This is a genomic window from Moritella sp. 5, assembly GCF_018219455.1.
Lineage (GTDB): Bacteria > Pseudomonadota > Gammaproteobacteria > Enterobacterales > Moritellaceae > Moritella.
The window spans coordinates 1,647,424-1,668,781 of the sequence record NZ_CP056122.1; the positions used below are offsets into that span (position 1 = coordinate 1,647,424).

General features: G+C 46.2%; 1 protein-coding gene. It reads left to right on the top strand.

What is annotated here, in order from left to right:
* Positions 1-279: 279 nt before the first annotated feature.
* Positions 280-21,309, top strand: coding sequence for an Ig-like domain-containing protein (locus HWV01_RS07555; protein ID WP_211674792.1), 21,030 nt, complete (start codon positions 280-282; stop codon positions 21,307-21,309).
* Positions 21,310-21,358 lie beyond the last annotated feature (49 nt).

A 21,358-nucleotide genomic window follows, 5' to 3' on the forward strand; every position in this document is an offset into this window, starting at 1 on the left:
TTTTGCACTGTTTTGCTGTTAAATACGTAATTATCAGCTAATAGACAAATTTATTGCTTTAAATACCATTTTATTTACCCACCATCCAGTATTTTGATTCTAATGAACCGTCATTATCACCACGATATAGACTGTTTAATCTATATCGTGGTAGGTGATATACCGATAGGGTGTGAAATTTAGGGTTATAAGGTAGGTATTTTGACTTTTTGCGTTTGATTTTATGAATGAATATAATGATTTATATTTATTTTTCAATCATTTAAAAGACACCATCTTATGACACCTCGAAGTATTTTATCCATTGTTTTATTGCTTTTTTTTCTGGTTAGTTGTGGTGGTGGAGGTGGGGATTCTTCATCGAAGCCTGCTACGCGTAAAGTTGGCCATATTACTGGCGTTGTATTTGATGCAGCAATATCAAATTCAACAGTAAGCGCTTACGAGTTTAAAAACGGTCGGGTGGGTAAATTATTAGCTTCAACTAAAACTAATCAGAAAGGTCAATACAGTTTAGAAATACAGTCAGGGCCTATGCCATTGTATATCGAGTCTCAAGGTGGTGGGTATTTAGACCCTTATTCAGGGAAAATAGTTGAGAAGTCAAGTACAGGCGGACTACTCACATTAATTACATACATCAATTATTCCGAAGGTAACAATCATGACGCTATGATTACCCCGCTGACTAATTTTGGTGCGGGATTGACTGAATATTTGATTAGATCGAATGGTGTCGATCCCAGTGTCGCGATTGATAATACAAACACTCAGCTTTTGAATATATACGGTTTTAATGTTTTTACTACTAAGCCATTGGATCTTACTTCTGAAGGGTCAAGTGGGGGAATTTCAGAAGGGCATGAATATGGTGCATTGCTTACTGCATACTCTTCATATGCCTATGAAAAATTGAATGAATCTCAGTTAAAAGAAGAAACAGTCTATACCTCATATAACTTATCTGACATCCAGTATCAGGATATCAGAGCTGATGGAACGTTAAATGGTAAAATTACTGATAAAAACGGCTTTGTAAAAAAAATATCATTTGGTATTCAACCAATTAGTGTGAGGATATACACCAATCATTTAGCCCAGCATATGCTAAGGGTGGTCAATGATCCTAAGATAAATAAATCGGGTGTTTCAGCTGATCAGTTTAGTGATTTTTCAGAGCGATTAAACAAACCCGAAAGCGATATATTTACTGGTGCTAGTGATTACCCTATTAATGAAGATGCGCCTGTCGTTACGCAGTCATGTAGAGATGAAGGCGAAGCTTGTCTGAATAATATTTTATCATTGAAAGATAATATTTACTTCAATGTGGCTGATTATATAGGCATAAAAACAATAGATCCTATATTTGAATATGAAGATTCAGATGGTCAATGGCAAGAAATTTCATATTGTAATTATAACGAAGAACGTTGCCAATTTGATTCATCATTTGTTATTGGTCAGCAAGCATGGGCTGCTTTTGTTAAAGTTGACACTGCGTTACTCGACCTTTTCGATGCAAAAAAAGCGAGAGTCAGATTCGAAGTTTCAGACGTATTTGATTTGGAAGACCGTGATCAATCAATCGAGTTTAAATGGGATAATGTAGGGCCTAGCATCAATATCGATGAGGAAAAGTCTCCGCTCGTTTATAATCCGAACGCTGATAATAGTTTATATAAGTTAGTCGGCACGGTTAAAAACAATATAAGTCTTTTATCTAGCCTTAGATTAACGATAGGTGGGGATGATCCTAAAACATTACCGTGCGATAAAAGTCTTATAGAGCCAGGGGTTTGTAATTTCAGCCAAGCTATAGATGATGTCGACTTTAAAGATAAAGGATCATTGATATTGAAAGTCGAGGCTGAAGACGAGAATCATAATAAAAAACCATCAATTCATGTGGTATATACTGATACCGGAATACCTACGTATTTACCCAGTTTTTCTGATACGAAGATAAAATTTATTAATTATTCAACTGGTACTGCGCAGGAAGAAGAAGGCTATCTTGCTGAAGATAGTTTTACTCATGATGGTGAAAAAAAAGCCCTTAAAATTGATTTTAAATATGCCAAGAATGGCTTAAGTGCCATACCGGATAGTGAAAGTGTTAATTTTGAAAATTTTAACGTTAAGATATTGAAAGATAATGGTATACCTTACATCCAATTTAAGGTAGGTGATACGCTAACTGAAAATACGGGGTCATCTGCTGAAAAATTGACATTAAAAGTTGAGTATAAGATCAAGGGTAACCTAGCCAACACAATTTCCACTAAAGATAATCCTCATGTTATCCCACATCAACAAATAGATGTGGAGAACATTGAGTTTGGGAAAGTTCGCGACCTTATTTATTACATCCCATTTACGAGGGATATATTTGGTCCTAAGTTTGAAGATGCAACAAAAGGCGATACGCAAAGTATTGAGGTCACTGTTAGTAATAAATCTGGTAACAGTTCTGACGTATATAAGTATGCGTTTAAAAGTACATTTGAACTGCCTGTTGTTAAGGTTATGGCTCCCTTTCTTGATGCGGAGGCAAGCCTATTTAGATTTAACGAAAAAGGAACGTATGAACACGTAGCGAGTTGTGATTTAAAGCCTGAAAAATTAAGGGCTGGTGCGGATGAGCGGGCCCTAGATTTAGCCAGTTGTTCCATGTCAACGCCGTATGTAGGTGAGGTTCATAAAATATCATTGTCTGGTGATAGCGTTGAATTTCACCAGTGGAGTATAAATAAAGAAACAACTGTTAACTTGAATCCCGATAAAAATTATACAAATTATCCGATTACCGGCTATGTCTATGTAAACGGCTCCAAAGATATTTACCTGTCAGAACTTTCAGTATTTCAATCTGGGTTCTTTGATTCTTTGTGGGCAGGTGATGATAAAGTAAATGTACAAGAACGTGCTAACGATATATTAAATAAGGTAAATGATATCTTTTTAAAGGGAAAATCATTTTTTAATTTTAATCCCATAACTACAAGTTATGCAACCAATGAAGACTTAGATAAATTAGGTAAGGCAGCGGTTGTTCATACGTTATCTAATTCATACCAACATCGCTTTATTGTTGAAGCTTTAGGTAAGATGTCAAAAGATCAGGGAATTGATAGTACTGTGTTGGCTAAGGCATTTTATGCCGATTTTGCAAGTGGTACTATTGATGGTAAAGACAGTGCCGATGCGCAAATAAAATATGGTAATAAGGACCTGACCCCAGAAACCTATCGAACTGTGTTAGCTCAATTTTATTATGACTTTGTGCGTAACAATTTCGAAAACATTCCTGATTATGTTGTTATGCGTTATGCAAATACGCTTTCAACGGCAAATCCTCTATTAGGTGATAAAGCATTATTCGGCGATGATCACGGTGCATCTATTGATAAAAATCCGCCTGAAGTTACAGTCGTTATTGGCAACGAAGACAATTTTTATAATCCCGATTCAAAAAATCCTAACCCAAAAAGTTGGTATATAAAAGATAAGATTTCAGTTGTTGTTACTATCTCTGATCCATCAGGTATATCTGATTCACCTGCACCTAAATTTGAATTTTTATGGGGTGATGATGCATCAGAGGCGACTAATCCGTTAGAATCGATCGTTCTTAAAGATGTTGAGAGTACCGCGTATAAAAAATCGTATGAATTTGAATTTAACTCTGTGTCAGAAGATTATCCTACAATTAAACGAATGGATATGTTAGTTAGTGTATCAGACACAGTCGGAAATTCTTACGATGATTCAACGCCACATATCACAAGCTTCATTGTAGATAACAGCCCGCCTTCTTATACCCATACAAACCAGAATGTCGCTGATGAAGGTGAAGATGCAGATGTAGATCATGAAAAAACATACATAAGCCTTGCTGTCGGTAAAGATCAACAAAAATTAAGTTTTGCTATTTTGGATATCGTCGGTGAGAAAGAGGGAAAACGTCAGGTTAAATTCACTCAACTTCCTAAAAGTTTGGGCGTTTCTAAAACAATTGAATACTCTGAAATGATAACTGATGGTAATGAATTTTCAATAGTATTGTGTGGTAAGGCGTGTGCAGACGGAGAAACAAATAGGCACTATTTAGAGGATGGGAAATGGGAGTTACAAATAGCAAGCGAAGATAAACTTGGTAATGTTATTTCATTTGGTGATCCAGCGGTACAAAAATTTTATGTATATATTGATTCAACAGCGCCTCACGTTGAATCAAACACAGTTGAAAATCCAGACGTGATTGGTGCTAATAAAAATTGGAATGTTACCAGTTTTATTACATATGGCAATGAAACACATCGTTCAGAACCCGGTCCGATATCAATGAAATTGTCTAGCCAGAATTTTGGCCGTCATGAATTAGGTACTTGTGATGTCAAGAGTCCAGATGAAATTGCTTGTCTGATTGTAAAAGAAGGTAGCACCCTAGTTGAGTTAAATCCTGAGAAATTAACGCATGGAGAAATACTGAAATTTGATATTTCAGCCAAGGATAGCGCATTTCCAGCAAATGAAGGACAGGGTAAAAGATTCTTTAAAGTAGATAAAGAAGGCCCTGTTGTTACGCTTGAAAATCCTGCTGTTGTTGCTGAGCCTAGTGGTGGACAGGATCTCACTCCTGACGTGATGCCTATTGTTGGCCGTAATTTTTCTGTTCATATATTGAAGATCACCGATGATTCAGAGCTCGGTGAAATCAGTTTGTGGCAGAAATTAGATAATGGTGATCTTAAAAAAATTATTGAGGAAAAAAGCGCTGATAATAAGACTTTCTATGTTAGCGATACAGATTCGGCAAAGATTGAAATAAATGAAGGTAATAATCGTATTAATTTAGTTGTTCGTGCTAAAGATGAGCATGGCTTTAGTAGTGATACAGCTGTTCCTGTATTTATATATGATATACAAGGCCCTACGATTACCTTAAAGAATTATCAAAAAGATAAGTATTACGTACCAGGCTACTCTTTTGGTTTTAACATTAAAGATTTAAATGATGATTCTATTGACAAAGAATCTATCAAATATTGGGCATCCGAAAGCGATATAAGTGGAGATGGAGTTTCTATCGGAATAGAAGAGTCAATAAAAACGCAGTTTTATAAGAACTTTAACCTTAGAATTGAAGCGCAAGATATTCGAGGTAATTTAAGCACAGAAAACTTCAAGATTAAGGTCGATTCGCAGCCGCCAACCGGAAACCTTATCATTCATCAAGGTGGAAACGAATTAAAGCCTGGCACGGTCGTTAGTAAAGCTGGTCCATTATCACTTACTTTGAAAGACGTTTCTTCTGCCAGTGGCGTCTCGGATATCACAGCACTAGTTAAGCGTTCAGGTGAAAGTGAGGGTAGCAGCTTCCGATTTCACCAGAATGTTGGCTCAACAAGTTGGGCCAGTACTTTAGATTTAACAACTGACGGCGATTATAGCATTGATATCAAAATGTATAATAGTGCAATAACGGACCAAGATGATGGCAATGTACCGGGGACAATTCAAGTCAATATCAGTGTAAAACGTGGTGGTCACGAGCTTACATTAGTAGCACCGGAAGACTTCGCGAATCATAAGGCGGGTAAGAGTTTAACGGTAGAATTTTCAACAGATGACACATCTGGTTTAAAGAAACTTGAGTGTTGGATTAGAGAAGACTGGAAATCTGACGAAGCCCCCGAAGACACTATAGCCCCTTATGTGAGTTATGAAGGTATAAACTCGCCTATTTGTAATTTCAGCAACTTTACTGAGGATTTACCTAAGGATTTATCCAAAAATTTAGTTCTTATCACTAGAACAGAGGGCGACAATGAGGCTAAGGTTACCCAGAAATTTTCGTTTAAAATGATAGATGTTACTGCGCCAGTTATTCTGGATAGAGAAATTAAATTACTGACTGAGAATGTTTTCTTTGACGTTACGGCTGAGGTTAAAAAACTAACGCTTGGTATTAAGGTTGAAGATGGCCTGTCTGGTATCGACAAAGCTAAAACACCAACATTGAGGACTTATAATAACCATGGAGGCTTGGTTCCTACAGGAGACCCTGCTTACGACGGAGATAATAAAGTTACTTATTTCTTTACCCAAGATTATGTAAACATAATCAATAGTGCTAGCCCCACCCAAACTGTCAAACTAGATGGGGTCAAGGATAATGTAGGTAATATAATTGCTGGTGAGAACAGTAATATAACATTAATTGTACCAGGTGTTGATCCGCAGGTTAAGATTGATGACCTTGCCGATGAGCAGTGGATACCGGAAGGAACCATAAAATTTAACTATAGGACTAAGTTAGGAGAGGAATCTGGATTATATGATGTAGTCGTCTCGCTAAATGATACTGAACTCTCATTAAAGAAAGAGGGTACAAGCAATGGTACGTTTACTAAATTTGTCAAGTGTAATGACGGTGACGAGTGGCTATGCAGCTCTTTTAAAGCGAAAATCCCCGAACTTGATAGCGCTAATAGACTTAATCTAAAGGTAACTGTTTTTGATTATTGGGAAAATGCTGGTAGTAATGGGGAAAACGGTATAACCCTTAACATTGATAAAGATAAACCTGTCATTGCTGCCGAGCCTACGTCTATCACTAGAGTCGGAAATGATGTACTCATTAGGTTTGATATTCAAGATGAGAAAAGCCAAATAGCTAAGGTTCGTTATAGTTCTAATATTGGCAATGAGAATGTTGTTGTAGAGAAAACATCAGATTCAGACCGTTATTTAGTCATGGAAATTCCCTTTGACAAATTAGATAACAAGTCAGATATTTTAGTCAATATAACGGCAACAAATAAGGTTGGATTACAAGCGACTGGAAAGGTCAAGGTTGTATTAACCAAACCACAGGTAGCTCTAACTTTACCTAAAACTAAATTGGTAAGAGATAGATTGTTGTTAGACAAAGATGCGCAACCATTCACGCTTAATGCGACTAACCCAGGCTCTAAAGTTCAAGCTGTTAGCTATACGATATCATTAGCGCTTGAGGATGACCTTGAAAATATTATAGCGTCTAAAACAGGGGGCATAAATGGAACGGATACGACAGTAAATAGCCTGTTAAATTTGGCGTCATCTGAACAAGGCTTATACAGATTAACGCTTAGTGTTATTGATAGTATGGGCAGAGAAATATCAAGTTTTTATCTGAATGAAAATAATGAACAAAAATTAGAATATGCTGGCGTTATTATTGATAGATATCCTCCTGAGATTAGCTCAATACAGACTAATGTAGAGCGTGTAGCACTCGATTCAGAAGGTCGATATAAATTTATTGTTAAAGCGAATATCAGTGATGTGCATTTAGATCATGACTTGGTCGGCGCTACACTGAATCGAGATGGCACTAGTTTTACTCCTGTTGAGAAGATAGTCGAACCAGACACAGACCAATATACCTTTGTATTTAGAGTTTTACCTGGCGAATACGATTTGACGATAACGGCTACAGACTTTGCTGATAGGGTGACTACAACACCGAATCTAAACGTCGATATTAAGGCATTTGACGTCCCTGAGTTAACGCTAACCGCAGATGGAAAAACTGACATCACACTGGTTGGTGTGGAAGGTGAAGATGCTATTAAAAGAGCTACATTAGCATTCGACTTTTCGGAAGATATTTTCGATTTTGATATCTCAGATATCAAACTCGCTTCACCTATTTCTGGTGAAGTTGGCTTAGTCAGTGACTTAACTATGGACTCTGACAGCAGGCGTAAATGGACAGCTAATTATACGATAACATCGGGTGTTGATGATGTTATTACGATTAAAGTTAATGATGGTTCTTTTGTTAACGACATTGGTATAGCTGGCTTGGGAGAGCAGATTGTCATTAATATTGAAGGGTCCGCACCAGTTGCCAGCAATGTCGAGATTAAGCTTGCAGAAGAAACCACATCACCAACAGTGGGTGATGAACTGACGGGTGCTTATGAATATTCGGATGTAGATGGTGATAAGAAAGATACCTCGGCATCTATCTATCAGTGGTACGCCGATGGTGAAGCAATAGACAAAGCAACGGACTTAACCTATAGGCTGACAATATTAGATCACGATAAAAAAATCAGATTTTCAGTAACTCCAGTAGCCTTAACGGGAACGCAAAAGCAAGGTAAAGAAAGCTTTTCTAAAGATACTGAGGCAGTACTTGAATTAGTCGGTGAGCCTTTAGTCTTTGGTGGTAATGTAAAGATAACTATGGATGAAAGTTTTTCACGAGCAGTAGAGGGAGGTAATGGCGGCACTATCACATACAGTTCGTCGTTAGAAAGTGTGGCGACGGTAGATAGTCAGGGACTGGTCACGATGGTTGGTGTTGGTGATACGGTGATCACGGCGACTGAAGAGCAAGGCGGTGATTTTTTTGCTCAAAAAGCGTCCTATAAACTGAAGGTGACGACGGGAACAGGCACACCTTTAGTACTTGATACCAGCGATGTGAGTAAAACGATGGATGAGGGCTTAACCCGCGAAGCGACTGAGGGTAATGGTGGCACTATCACATACAGCTCGTCGTTAGAAAGTGTGGCGACGGTAGATAGTCAGGGACTGGTCACGATGGTTGGTGTTGGTGATACGGTGATCACGGCGACTGAAGCCGCGACGGCGAACTACGATGAACAAGCAGCGCTTTATAATCTCAAGGTGACGACGGGAACAGGCACACCTTTAGTACTTGATACCAGCGATGTGAGTAAAACGATGGATGAGGGCTTAACCCGCGAAGCGACTGAGGGTAATGGTGGCACTATCACATACAGCTCGTCGTTAGAAAGTGTGGCGACGGTTGATAGTCAGGGACTGGTCACGATGGTTGGTGTTGGTGATACGGTGATCACGGCGACTGAAGCCGCGACGGCGAACTACGATGAACAAGCAGCGCTTTATAACCTCAAGGTGACGACGGGAACAGGCACACCTTTAGTACTTGATACCAGCGATGTGAGTAAAACGATGGATGAGGGCTTAACCCGCGAAGCGACTGAGGGTAATGGTGGCACTATCACATACAGCTCGTCGTTAGAAAGTGTGGCGACGGTTGATAGTCAGGGACTGGTCACGATGGTTGGTGTTGGTGATACGGTGATCACGGCGACTGAAGCCGCGACGGCGAACTACGATGAACAAGCAGCGCTTTATAACCTCAAGGTGACGACGGGAACAGGCACACCTTTAGTACTTGATACCAGCGATGTGAGTAAAACGATGGATGAGGGCTTAACCCGCGAAGCGACTGAGGGTAATGGTGGCACTATCACATACAGCTCGTCGTTAGAAAGTGTGGCGACGGTAGATAGTCAGGGACTGGTCACGATGGTTGGTGTTGGTGATACGGTGATCACGGCGACTGAAGCCGCGACGGCGAACTACGATGAACAAGCAGCGCTTTATAATCTCAAGGTGACGACGGGAACAGGCACACCTTTAGTACTTGATACCAGCGATGTGAGTAAAACGATGGATGAGGGCTTAACCCGCGAAGCGACTGAGGGTAATGGTGGCACTATCACATACAGCTCGTCGTTAGAAAGTGTGGCGACGGTAGATAGTCAGGGACTGGTCACGATGGTTGGTGTTGGTGATACGGTGATCACGGCGACTGAAGCCGCGACGGCGAACTACGATGAACAAGCAGCGCTTTATAATCTCAAGGTGACGACGGGAACAGGCACACCTTTAGTACTTGATACCAGCGATGTGAGTAAAACGATGGATGAGGGCTTAACCCGCGAAGCGACTGAGGGTAATGGTGGCACTATCACATACAGCTCGTCGTTAGAAAGTGTGGCGACGGTAGATAGTCAGGGACTGGTCACGATGGTTGGTGTTGGTGATACGGTGATCACGGCGACTGAAGCCGCGACGGCGAACTACGATGAACAAGCAGCGCTTTATAACCTCAAGGTGACGACGGGAACAGGCACACCTTTAGTACTTGATACCAGCGATGTGAGTAAAACGATGGATGAGGGCTTAACCCGCGAAGCGACTGAGGGTAATGGTGGCACTATCACATACAGCTCGTCGTTAGAAAGTGTGGCGACGGTAGATAGTCAGGGACTGGTCACGATGGTTGGTGTTGGTGATACGGTGATCACGGCGACTGAAGCCGCGACGGCGAACTACGATGAACAAGCAGCGCTTTATAATCTCAAGGTGACGACGGGAACAGGCACACCTTTAGTACTTGATACCAGCGATGTGAGTAAAACGATGGATGAGGGCTTAACCCGCGAAGCGACTGAGGGTAATGGTGGCACTATCACATACAGCTCGTCGTTAGAAAGTGTGGCGACGGTAGATAGTCAGGGACTGGTCACGATGGTTGGTGTTGGTGATACGGTGATCACGGCGACTGAAGCCGCGACGGCGAACTACGATGAACAAGCAGCGCTTTATAATCTCAAGGTGACGACGGGAACAGGCACACCTTTAGTACTTGATACCAGCGATGTGAGTAAAACGATGGATGAGGGCTTAACCCGCGAAGCGACTGAGGGTAATGGTGGCACTATCACATACAGCTCGTCGTTAGAAAGTGTGGCGACGGTAGATAGTCAGGGACTGGTCACGATGGTTGGTGTTGGTGATACGGTGATCACGGCGACTGAAGCCGCGACGGCGAACTACGATGAACAAGCAGCGCTTTATAATCTCAAGGTGACGACGGGAACAGGCACACCTTTAGTACTTGATACCAGCGATGTGAGTAAAACGATGGATGAGGGCTTAACCCGCGAAGCGACTGAGGGTAATGGTGGCACTATCACATACAGCTCGTCGTTAGAAAGTGTGGCGACGGTAGATAGTCAGGGACTGGTCACGATGGTTGGTGTTGGTGATACGGTGATCACGGCGACTGAAGCCGCGACGGCGAACTACGATGAACAAGCAGCGCTTTATAACCTCAAGGTGACGACGGGAACAGGCACACCTTTAGTACTTGATACCAGCGATGTGAGTAAAACGATGGATGAGGGCTTAACCCGCGAAGCGACTGAGGGTAATGGTGGCACTATCACATACAGCTCGTCGTTAGAAAGTGTGGCGACGGTAGATAGTCAGGGACTGGTCACGATGGTTGGTGTTGGTGATACGGTGATCACGGCGACTGAAGCCGCGACGGCGAACTACGATGAACAAGCAGCGCTTTATAATCTCAAGGTGACGACGGGAACAGGCACACCTTTAGTACTTGATACCAGCGATGTGAGTAAAACGATGGATGAGGGCTTAACCCGCGAAGCGACTGAGGGTAATGGTGGCACTATCACATACAGCTCGTCGTTAGAAAGTGTGGCGACGGTAGATAGTCAGGGACTGGTCACGATGGTTGGTGTTGGTGATACGGTGATCACGGCGACTGAAGCCGCGACGGCGAACTACGATGAACAAGCAGCGCTTTATAATCTCAAGGTGACGACGGGAACAGGCACACCTTTAGTACTTGATACCAGCGATGTGAGTAAAACGATGGATGAGGGCTTAACCCGCGAAGCGACTGAGGGTAATGGTGGCACTATCACATACAGCTCGTCGTTAGAAAGTGTGGCGACGGTAGATAGTCAGGGACTGGTCACGATGGTTGGTGTTGGTGATACGGTGATCATGGCGACTGAAGCCGCGACGGCGAACTACGATGAACAAGCAGCGCTTTATAATCTCAAGGTGACGACGGGAACAGGCACACCTTTAGTACTTGATACCAGCGATGTGAGTAAAACGATGGATGAGGGCTTAACCCGCGAAGCGACTGAGGGTAATGGTGGCACTATCACATACAGCTCGTCGTTAGAAAGTGTGGCGACGGTAGATAGTCAGGGACTGGTCACGATGGTTGGTGTTGGTGATACGGTGATCACGGCGACTGAAGCCGCGACGGCGAACTACGATGAACAAGCAGCGCTTTATAACCTCAAGGTGACGACGGGAACAGGCACACCTTTAGTACTTGATACCAGCGATGTGAGTAAAACGATGGATGAGGGCTTAACCCGCGAAGCGACTGAGGGTAATGGTGGCACTATCACATACAGCTCGTCGTTAGAAAGTGTGGCGACGGTAGATAGTCAGGGACTGGTCACGATGGTTGGTGTTGGTGATACGGTGATCACGGCGACTGAAGCCGCGACGGCGAACTACGATGAACAAGCAGCGCTTTATAACCTCAAGGTGACGACGGGAACAGGCACACCTTTAGTACTTGATACCAGCGATGTGAGTAAAACGATGGATGAGGGCTTAACCCGCGAAGCGACTGAGGGTAATGGTGGCACTATCACATACAGCTCGTCGTTAGAAAGTGTGGCGACGGTAGATAGTCAGGGACTGGTCACGATGGTTGGTGTTGGTGATACGGTGATCACGGCGACTGAAGCCGCGACGGCGAACTACGATGAACAAGCAGCGCTTTATAACCTCAAGGTGACGACGGGAACAGGCACACCTTTAGTACTTGATACCAGCGATGTGAGTAAAACGATGGATGAGGGCTTAACCCGCGAAGCGACTGAGGGTAATGGTGGCACTATCACATACAGCTCGTCGTTAGAAAGTGTGGCGACGGTAGATAGTCAGGGACTGGTCACGATGGTTGGTGTTGGTGATACGGTGATCACGGCGACTGAAGCCGCGACGGCGAACTACGATGAACAAGCAGCGCTTTATAATCTCAAGGTGACGACGGGAACAGGCACACCTTTAGTACTTGATACCAGCGATGTGAGTAAAACGATGGATGAGGGCTTAACCCGCGAAGCGACTGAGGGTAATGGTGGCACTATCACATACAGCTCGTCGTTAGAAAGTGTGGCGACGGTAGATAGTCAGGGACTGGTCACGATGGTTGGTGTTGGTGATACGGTGATCACGGCGACTGAAGCCGCGACGGCGAACTACGATGAACAAGCAGCGCTTTATAATCTCAAGGTGACGACGGGAACAGGCACACCTTTAGTACTTGATACCAGCGATGTGAGTAAAACGATGGATGAGGGCTTAACCCGCGAAGCGACTGAGGGTAATGGTGGCACTATCACATACAGCTCGTCGTTAGAAAGTGTGGCGACGGTAGATAGTCAGGGACTGGTCACGATGGTTGGTGTTGGTGATACGGTGATCACGGCGACTGAAGCCGCGACGGCGAACTACGATGAACAAGCAGCGCTTTATAACCTCAAGGTGACGACGGGAACAGGCACACCTTTAGTACTTGATACCAGCGATGTGAGTAAAACGATGGATGAGGGCTTAACCCGCGAAGCGACTGAGGGTAATGGTGGCACTATCACATACAGCTCGTCGTTAGAAAGTGTGGCGACGGTAGATAGTCAGGGACTGGTCACGATGGTTGGTGTTGGTGATACGGTGATCACGGCGACTGAAGCCGCGACGGCGAACTACGATGAACAAGCAGCGCTTTATAACCTCAAGGTGACGACGGGAACAGGCACACCTTTAGTACTTGATACCAGCGATGTGAGTAAAACGATGGATGAGGGCTTAACCCGCGAAGCGACTGAGGGTAATGGTGGCACTATCACATACAGCTCGTCGTTAGAAAGTGTGGCGACGGTAGATAGTCAGGGACTGGTCACGATGGTTGGTGTTGGTGATACGGTGATCACGGCGACTGAAGCCGCGACGGCGAACTACGATGAACAAGCAGCGCTTTATAATCTCAAGGTGACGACGGGAACAGGCACACCTTTAGTACTTGATACCAGCGATGTGAGTAAAACGATGGATGAGGGCTTAACCCGCGAAGCGACTGAGGGTAATGGTGGCACTATCACATACAGCTCGTCGTTAGAAAGTGTGGCGACGGTAGATAGTCAGGGACTGGTCACGATGGTTGGTGTTGGTGATACGGTGATCATGGCGACTGAAGCCGCGACGGCGAACTACGATGAACAAGCAGCGCTTTATAATCTCAAGGTGACGACGGGAACAGGCACACCTTTAGTACTTGATACCAGCGATGTGAGTAAAACGATGGATGAGGGCTTAACCCGCGAAGCGACTGAGGGTAATGGTGGCACTATCACATACAGCTCGTCGTTAGAAAGTGTGGCGACGGTAGATAGTCAGGGACTGGTCACGATGGTTGGTGTTGGTGATACGGTGATCACGGCGACTGAAGCCGCGACGGCGAACTACGATGAACAAGCAGCGCTTTATAACCTCAAGGTGACGACGGGAACAGGCACACCTTTAGTACTTGATACCAGCGATGTGAGTAAAACGATGGATGAGGGCTTAACCCGCGAAGCGACTGAGGGTAATGGTGGCACTATCACATACAGCTCGTCGTTAGAAAGTGTGGCGACGGTAGATAGTCAGGGACTGGTCACGATGGTTGGTGTTGGTGATACGGTGATCACGGCGACTGAAGCCGCGACGGCGAACTACGATGAACAAGCAGCGCTTTATAACCTCAAGGTGACGACGGGAACAGGCACACCTTTAGTACTTGATACCAGCGATGTGAGTAAAACGATGGATGAGGGCTTAACCCGCGAAGCGACTGAGGGTAATGGTGGCACTATCACATACAGCTCGTCGTTAGAAAGTGTGGCGACGGTAGATAGTCAGGGACTGGTCACGATGGTTGGTGTTGGTGATACGGTGATCACGGCGACTGAAGCCGCGACGGCGAACTACGATGAACAAGCAGCGCTTTATAACCTCAAGGTGACGACGGGAACAGGCACACCTTTAGTACTTGATACCAGCGATGTGAGTAAAACGATGGATGAGGGCTTAACCCGCGAAGCGACTGAGGGTAATGGTGGCACTATCACATACAGCTCGTCGTTAGAAAGTGTGGCGACGGTAGATAGTCAGGGACTGGTCACGATGGTTGGTGTTGGTGATACGGTGATCACGGCGACTGAAGCCGCGACGGCGAACTACGATGAACAAGCAGCGCTTTATAATCTCAAGGTGACGACGGGAACAGGCACACCTTTAGTACTTGATACCAGCGATGTGAGTAAAACGATGGATGAGGGCTTAACCCGCGAAGCGACTGAGGGTAATGGTGGCACTATCACATACAGCTCGTCGTTAGAAAGTGTGGCGACGGTAGATAGTCAGGGACTGGTCACGATGGTTGGTGTTGGTGATACGGTGATCACGGCGACTGAAGCCGCGACGGCGAACTACGATGAACAAGCAGCGCTTTATAATCTCAAGGTGACGACGGGAACAGGCACACCTTTAGTACTTGATACCAGCGATGTGAGTAAAACGATGGATGAGGGCTTAACCCGCGAAGCGACTGAGGGTAATGGTGGCACTATCACATACAGCTCGTCGTTAGAAAGTGTGGCGACGGTAGATAGTCAGGGACTGGTCACGATGGTTGGTGTTGGTGATACGGTGATCACGGCGACTGAAGCCGCGACGGCGAACTACGATGAACAAGCAGCGCTTTATAACCTCAAGGTGACGACGGGAACAGGCACACCTTTAGTACTTGATACCAGCGATGTGAGTAAAACGATGGATGAGGGCTTAACCCGCGAAGCGACTGAGGGTAATGGTGGCACTATCACATACAGCTCGTCGTTAGAAAGTGTGGCGACGGTAGATAGTCAGGGACTGGTCACGATGGTTGGTGTTGGTGATACGGTGATCACGGCGACTGAAGCCGCGACGGCGAACTACGATGAACAAGCAGCGCTTTATAACCTCAAGGTGACGACGGGAACAGGCACACCTTTAGTACTTGATACCAGCGATGTGAGTAAAACGATGGATGAGGGCTTAACCCGCGAAGCGACTGAGGGTAATGGTGGCACTATCACATACAGCTCGTCGTTAGAAAGTGTGGCGACGGTAGATAGTCAGGGACTGGTCACGATGGTTGGTGTTGGTGATACGGTGATCACGGCGACTGAAGCCGCGACGGCGAACTACGATGAACAAGCAGCGCTTTATAATCTCAAGGTGACGACGGGAACAGGCACACCTTTAGTACTTGATACCAGCGATGTGAGTAAAACGATGGATGAGGGCTTAACCCGCGAAGCGACTGAGGGTAATGGTGGCACTATCACATACAGCTCGTCGTTAGAAAGTGTGGCGACGGTAGATAGTCAGGGACTGGTCACGATGGTTGGTGTTGGTGATACGGTGATCATGGCGACTGAAGCCGCGACGGCGAACTACGATGAACAAGCAGCGCTTTATAATCTCAAGGTGACGACGGGAACAGGCACACCTTTAGTACTTGATACCAGCGATGTGAGTAAAACGATGGATGAGGGCTTAACCCGCGAAGCGACTGAGGGTAATGGTGGCACTATCACATACAGCTCGTCGTTAGAAAGTGTGGCGACGGTAGATAGTCAGGGACTGGTCACGATGGTTGGTGTTGGTGATACGGTGATCACGGCGACTGAAGCCGCGACGGCGAACTACGATGAACAAGCAGCGCTTTATAACCTCAAGGTGACGACGGGAACAGGCACACCTTTAGTACTTGATACCAGCGATGTGAGTAAAACGATGGATGAGGGCTTAACCCGCGAAGCGACTGAGGGTAATGGTGGCACTATCACATACAGCTCGTCGTTAGAAAGTGTGGCGACGGTAGATAGTCAGGGACTGGTCACGATGGTTGGTGTTGGTGATACGGTGATCACGGCGACTGAAGCCGCGACGGCGAACTACGATGAACAAGCAGCGCTTTATAACCTCAAGGTGACGACGGGAACAGGCACACCTTTAGTACTTGATACCAGCGATGTGAGTAAAACGATGGATGAGGGCTTAACCCGCGAAGCGACTGAGGGTAATGGTGGCACTATCACATACAGCTCGTCGTTAGAAAGTGTGGCGACGGTAGATAGTCAGGGACTGGTCACGATGGTTGGTGTTGGTGATACGGTGATCACGGCGACTGAAGCCGCGACGGCGAACTACGATGAACAAGCAGCGCTTTATAACCTCAAGGTGACGACGGGAACAGGCACACCTTTAGTACTTGATACCAGCGATGTGAGTAAAACGATGGATGAGGGCTTAACCCGCGAAGCGACTGAGGGTAATGGTGGCACTATCACATACAGCTCGTCGTTAGAAAGTGTGGCGACGGTAGATAGTCAGGGACTGGTCACGATGGTTGGTGTTGGTGATACGGTGATCACGGCGACTGAAGCCGCGACGGCGAACTACGATGAACAAGCAGCGCTTTATAACCTCAAGGTGACGACGGGAACAGGCACACCTTTAGTACTTGATACCAGCGATGTGAGTAAAACGATGGATGAGGGCTTAACCCGCGAAGCGACTGAGGGTAATGGTGGCACTATCACATACAGCTCGTCGTTAGAAAGTGTGGCGACGGTTGATAGTCAGGGACTGGTCACGATGGTTGGTGTTGGTGATACGGTGATCACGGCGACTGAAGCCGCGACGGCGAACTACGATGAACAAGCAGCGCTTTATAACCTCAAGGTGACGACGGGAACAGGCACACCTTTAGTACTTGATACCAGCGATGTGAGTAAAACGATGGATGAGGGCTTAACCCGCGAAGCGACTGAGGGTAATGGTGGCACTATCACATACAGCTCGTCGTTAGAAAGTGTGGCGACGGTAGATAGTCAGGGACTGGTCACGATGGTTGGTGTTGGTGATACGGTGATCACGGCGACTGAAGCCGCGACGGCGAACTACGATGAACAAGCAGCGCTTTATAATCTCAAGGTGACGACGGGAACAGGCACACCTTTAGTACTTGATACCAGCGATGTGAGTAAAACGATGGATGAGGGCTTAACCCGCGAAGCGACTGAGGGTAATGGTGGCACTATCACATACAGCTCGTCGTTAGAAAGTGTGGCGACGGTAGATAGTCAGGGACTGGTCACGATGGTTGGTGTTGGTGATACGGTGATCACGGCGACTGAAGCCGCGACGGCGAACTACGATGAACAAGCAGCGCTTTATAATCTCAAGGTGACGACGGGAACAGGCACACCTTTAGTACTTGATACCAGCGATGTGAGTAAAACGATGGATGAGGGCTTAACCCGCGAAGCGACTGAGGGTAATGGTGGCACTATCACATACAGCTCGTCGTTAGAAAGTGTGGCGACGGTAGATAGTCAGGGACTGGTCACGATGGTTGGTGTTGGTGATACGGTGATCACGGCGACTGAAGCCGCGACGGCGAACTACGATGAACAAGCAGCGCTTTATAATCTCAAGGTGACGACGGGAACAGGCACACCTTTAGTACTTGATACCAGCGATGTGAGTAAAACGATGGATGAGGGCTTAACCCGCGAAGCGACTGAGGGTAATGGTGGCACTATCACATACAGCTCGTCGTTAGAAAGTGTGGCGACGGTTGATAGTCAGGGACTGGTCACGATGGTTGGTGTTGGTGATACGGTGATCACGGCGACTGAAGCCGCGACGGCGAACTACGATGAACAAGCAGCGCTTTATAATCTCAAGGTGACGACGGGAACAGGCACACCTTTAGTACTTGATACCAGCGATGTGAGTAAAACGATGGATGAGGGCTTAACCCGCGAAGCGACTGAGGGTAATGGTGGCACTATCACATACAGCTCGTCGTTAGAAAGTGTGGCGACGGTAGATAGTCAGGGACTGGTCACGATGGTTGGTGTTGGTGATACGGTGATCATAGCGACTGAAGCCGCGACGGCGAACTACGAGCAACAAGCAGCGCTTTATAACCTCAAGGTGACGACGGGAACAGGCACACCTTTAGTACTTGATACCAGCGATGTGAGTAAAACGATGGATGAGGGCTTAACCCGCGAAGCGACTGAGGGTAATGGTGGCACTATCACATACAGCTCGTCGTTAGAAAGTGTGGCGACGGTAGATAGTCAGGGACTGGTCACGATGGTTGGTGTTGGTGATACGGTGATCACGGCGACTGAAGCCGCGACGGCGAACTACGATGAACAAGCAGCGCTTTATAACCTCAAGGTGACGACGGGAACAGGCACACCTTTAGTACTTGATACCAGCGATGTGAGTAAAACGATGGATGAGGGCTTAACCCGCGAAGCGACTGAGGGTAATGGTGGCACTATCACATACAGCTCGTCGTTAGAAAGTGTGGCGACGGTAGATAGTCAGGGACTGGTCACGATGGTTGGTGTTGGTGATACGGTGATCACGGCGACTGAAGCCGCGACGGCGAACTACGATGAACAAGCAGCGCTTTATAATCTCAAGGTGACGACGGGAACAGGCACACCTTTAGTACTTGATACCAGCGATGTGAGTAAAACGATGGATGAGGGCTTAACCCGCGAAGCGACTGAGGGTAATGGTGGCACTATCACATACAGCTCGTCGTTAGAAAGTGTGGCGACGGTAGATAGTCAGGGACTGGTCACGATGGTTGGTGTTGGTGATACGGTGATCACGGCGACTGAAGCCGCGACGGCGAACTACGATGAACAAGCAGCGCTTTATAACCTCAAGGTGACGACGGGAACAGGCACACCTTTAGTACTTGATACCAGCGATGTGAGTAAAACGATGGATGAGGGCTTAACCCGCGAAGCGACTGAGGGTAATGGTGGCACTATCACATACAGCTCGTCGTTAGAAAGTGTGGCGACGGTAGATAGTCAGGGACTGGTCACGATGGTTGGTGTTGGTGATACGGTGATCACGGCGACTGAAGCCGCGACGGCGAACTACGATGAACAAGCAGCGCTTTATAATCTCAAGGTGACGACGGGAACAGGCACACCTTTAGTACTTGATACCAGCGATGTGAGTAAAACGATGGATGAGGGCTTAACCCGCGAAGCGACTGAGGGTAATGGTGGCACTATCACATACAGCTCGTCGTTAGAAAGTGTGGCGACGGTAGATAGTCAGGGACTGGTCACGATGGTTGGTGTTGGTGATACGGTGATCACGGCGACTGAAGCCGCGACGGCGAACTACGATGAACAAGCAGCGCTTTATAATCTCAAGGTGACGACGGGAACAGGCACACCTTTAGTACTTGATACCAGCGATGTGAGTAAAACGATGGATGAGGGCTTAACCCGCGAAGCGACTGAGGGTAATGGTGGCACTATCACATACAGCTCGTCGTTAGAAAGTGTGGCGACGGTAGATAGTCAGGGACTGGTCACGATGGTTGGTGTTGGTGATACGGTGATCACGGCGACTGAAGCCGCGACGGCGAACTACGATGAACAAGCAGCGCTTTATAATCTCAAGGTGACGACGGGAACAGGCACACCTTTAGTACTTGATACCAGCGATGTGAGTAAAACGATGGATGAGGGCTTAACCCGCGAAGCGACTGAGGGTAATGGTGGCACTATCACATACAGCTCGTCGTTAGAAAGTGTGGCGACGGTAGATAGTCAGGGACTGGTCACGATGGTTGGTGTTGGTGATACGGTGATCACGGCGACTGAAGCCGCGACGGCGAACTACGATGAACAAGCAGCGCTTTATAACCTCAAGGTGACGACGGGAACAGGCACACCTTTAGTACTTGATACCAGCGATGTGAGTAAAACGATGGATGAGGGCTTAACCCGCGAAGCGACTGAGGGTAATGGTGGCACTATCACATACAGCTCGTCGTTAGAAAGTGTGGCGACGGTAGATAGTCAGGGACTGGTCACGATGGTTGGTGTTGGTGATACGGTGATCACGGCGACTGAAGCCGCGACGGCGAACTACGATGAACAAGCAGCGCTTTATAACCTCAAGGTGACGACGGGAACAGGCACACCTTTAGTACTTGATACCAGCGATGTGAGTAAAACGATGGATGAGGGCTTAACCCGCGAAGCGACTGAGGGTAATGGTGGCACTATCACATACAGCTCGTCGTTAGAAAGTGTGGCGACGGTAGATAGTCAGGGACTGGTCACGATGGTTGGTGTTGGTGATACGGTGATCACGGCGACTGAAGCCGCGACGGCGAACTACGATGAACAAGCAGCGCTTTATAACCTCAAGGTGACGACGGGAACAGGCACACCTTTAGTACTTGATACCAGCGATGTGAGTAAAACGATGGATGAGGGCTTAACCCGCGAAGCGACTGAGGGTAATGGTGGCACTATCACATACAGCTCGTCGTTAGAAAGTGTGGCGACGGTTGATAGTCAGGGACTGGTCACGATGGTTGGTGTTGGTGATACGGTGATCACGGCGACTGAAGCCGCGACGGCGAACTACGATGAACAAGCAGCGCTTTATAATCTCAAGGTGACGACGGGAAGTTGAAACGGGAAAGTTAGTGCTTTAACGAACTAAAAACAAAAACACATCTAAC

Excerpts from the sequence above, each read along its gene's own strand:
- HWV01_RS07555 (WP_211674792.1), top strand. The coding sequence starts at position 280 with ATGACACCTCGAAGTATTTTATCCATTGTTTTATTGCTTTTTTTTCTG.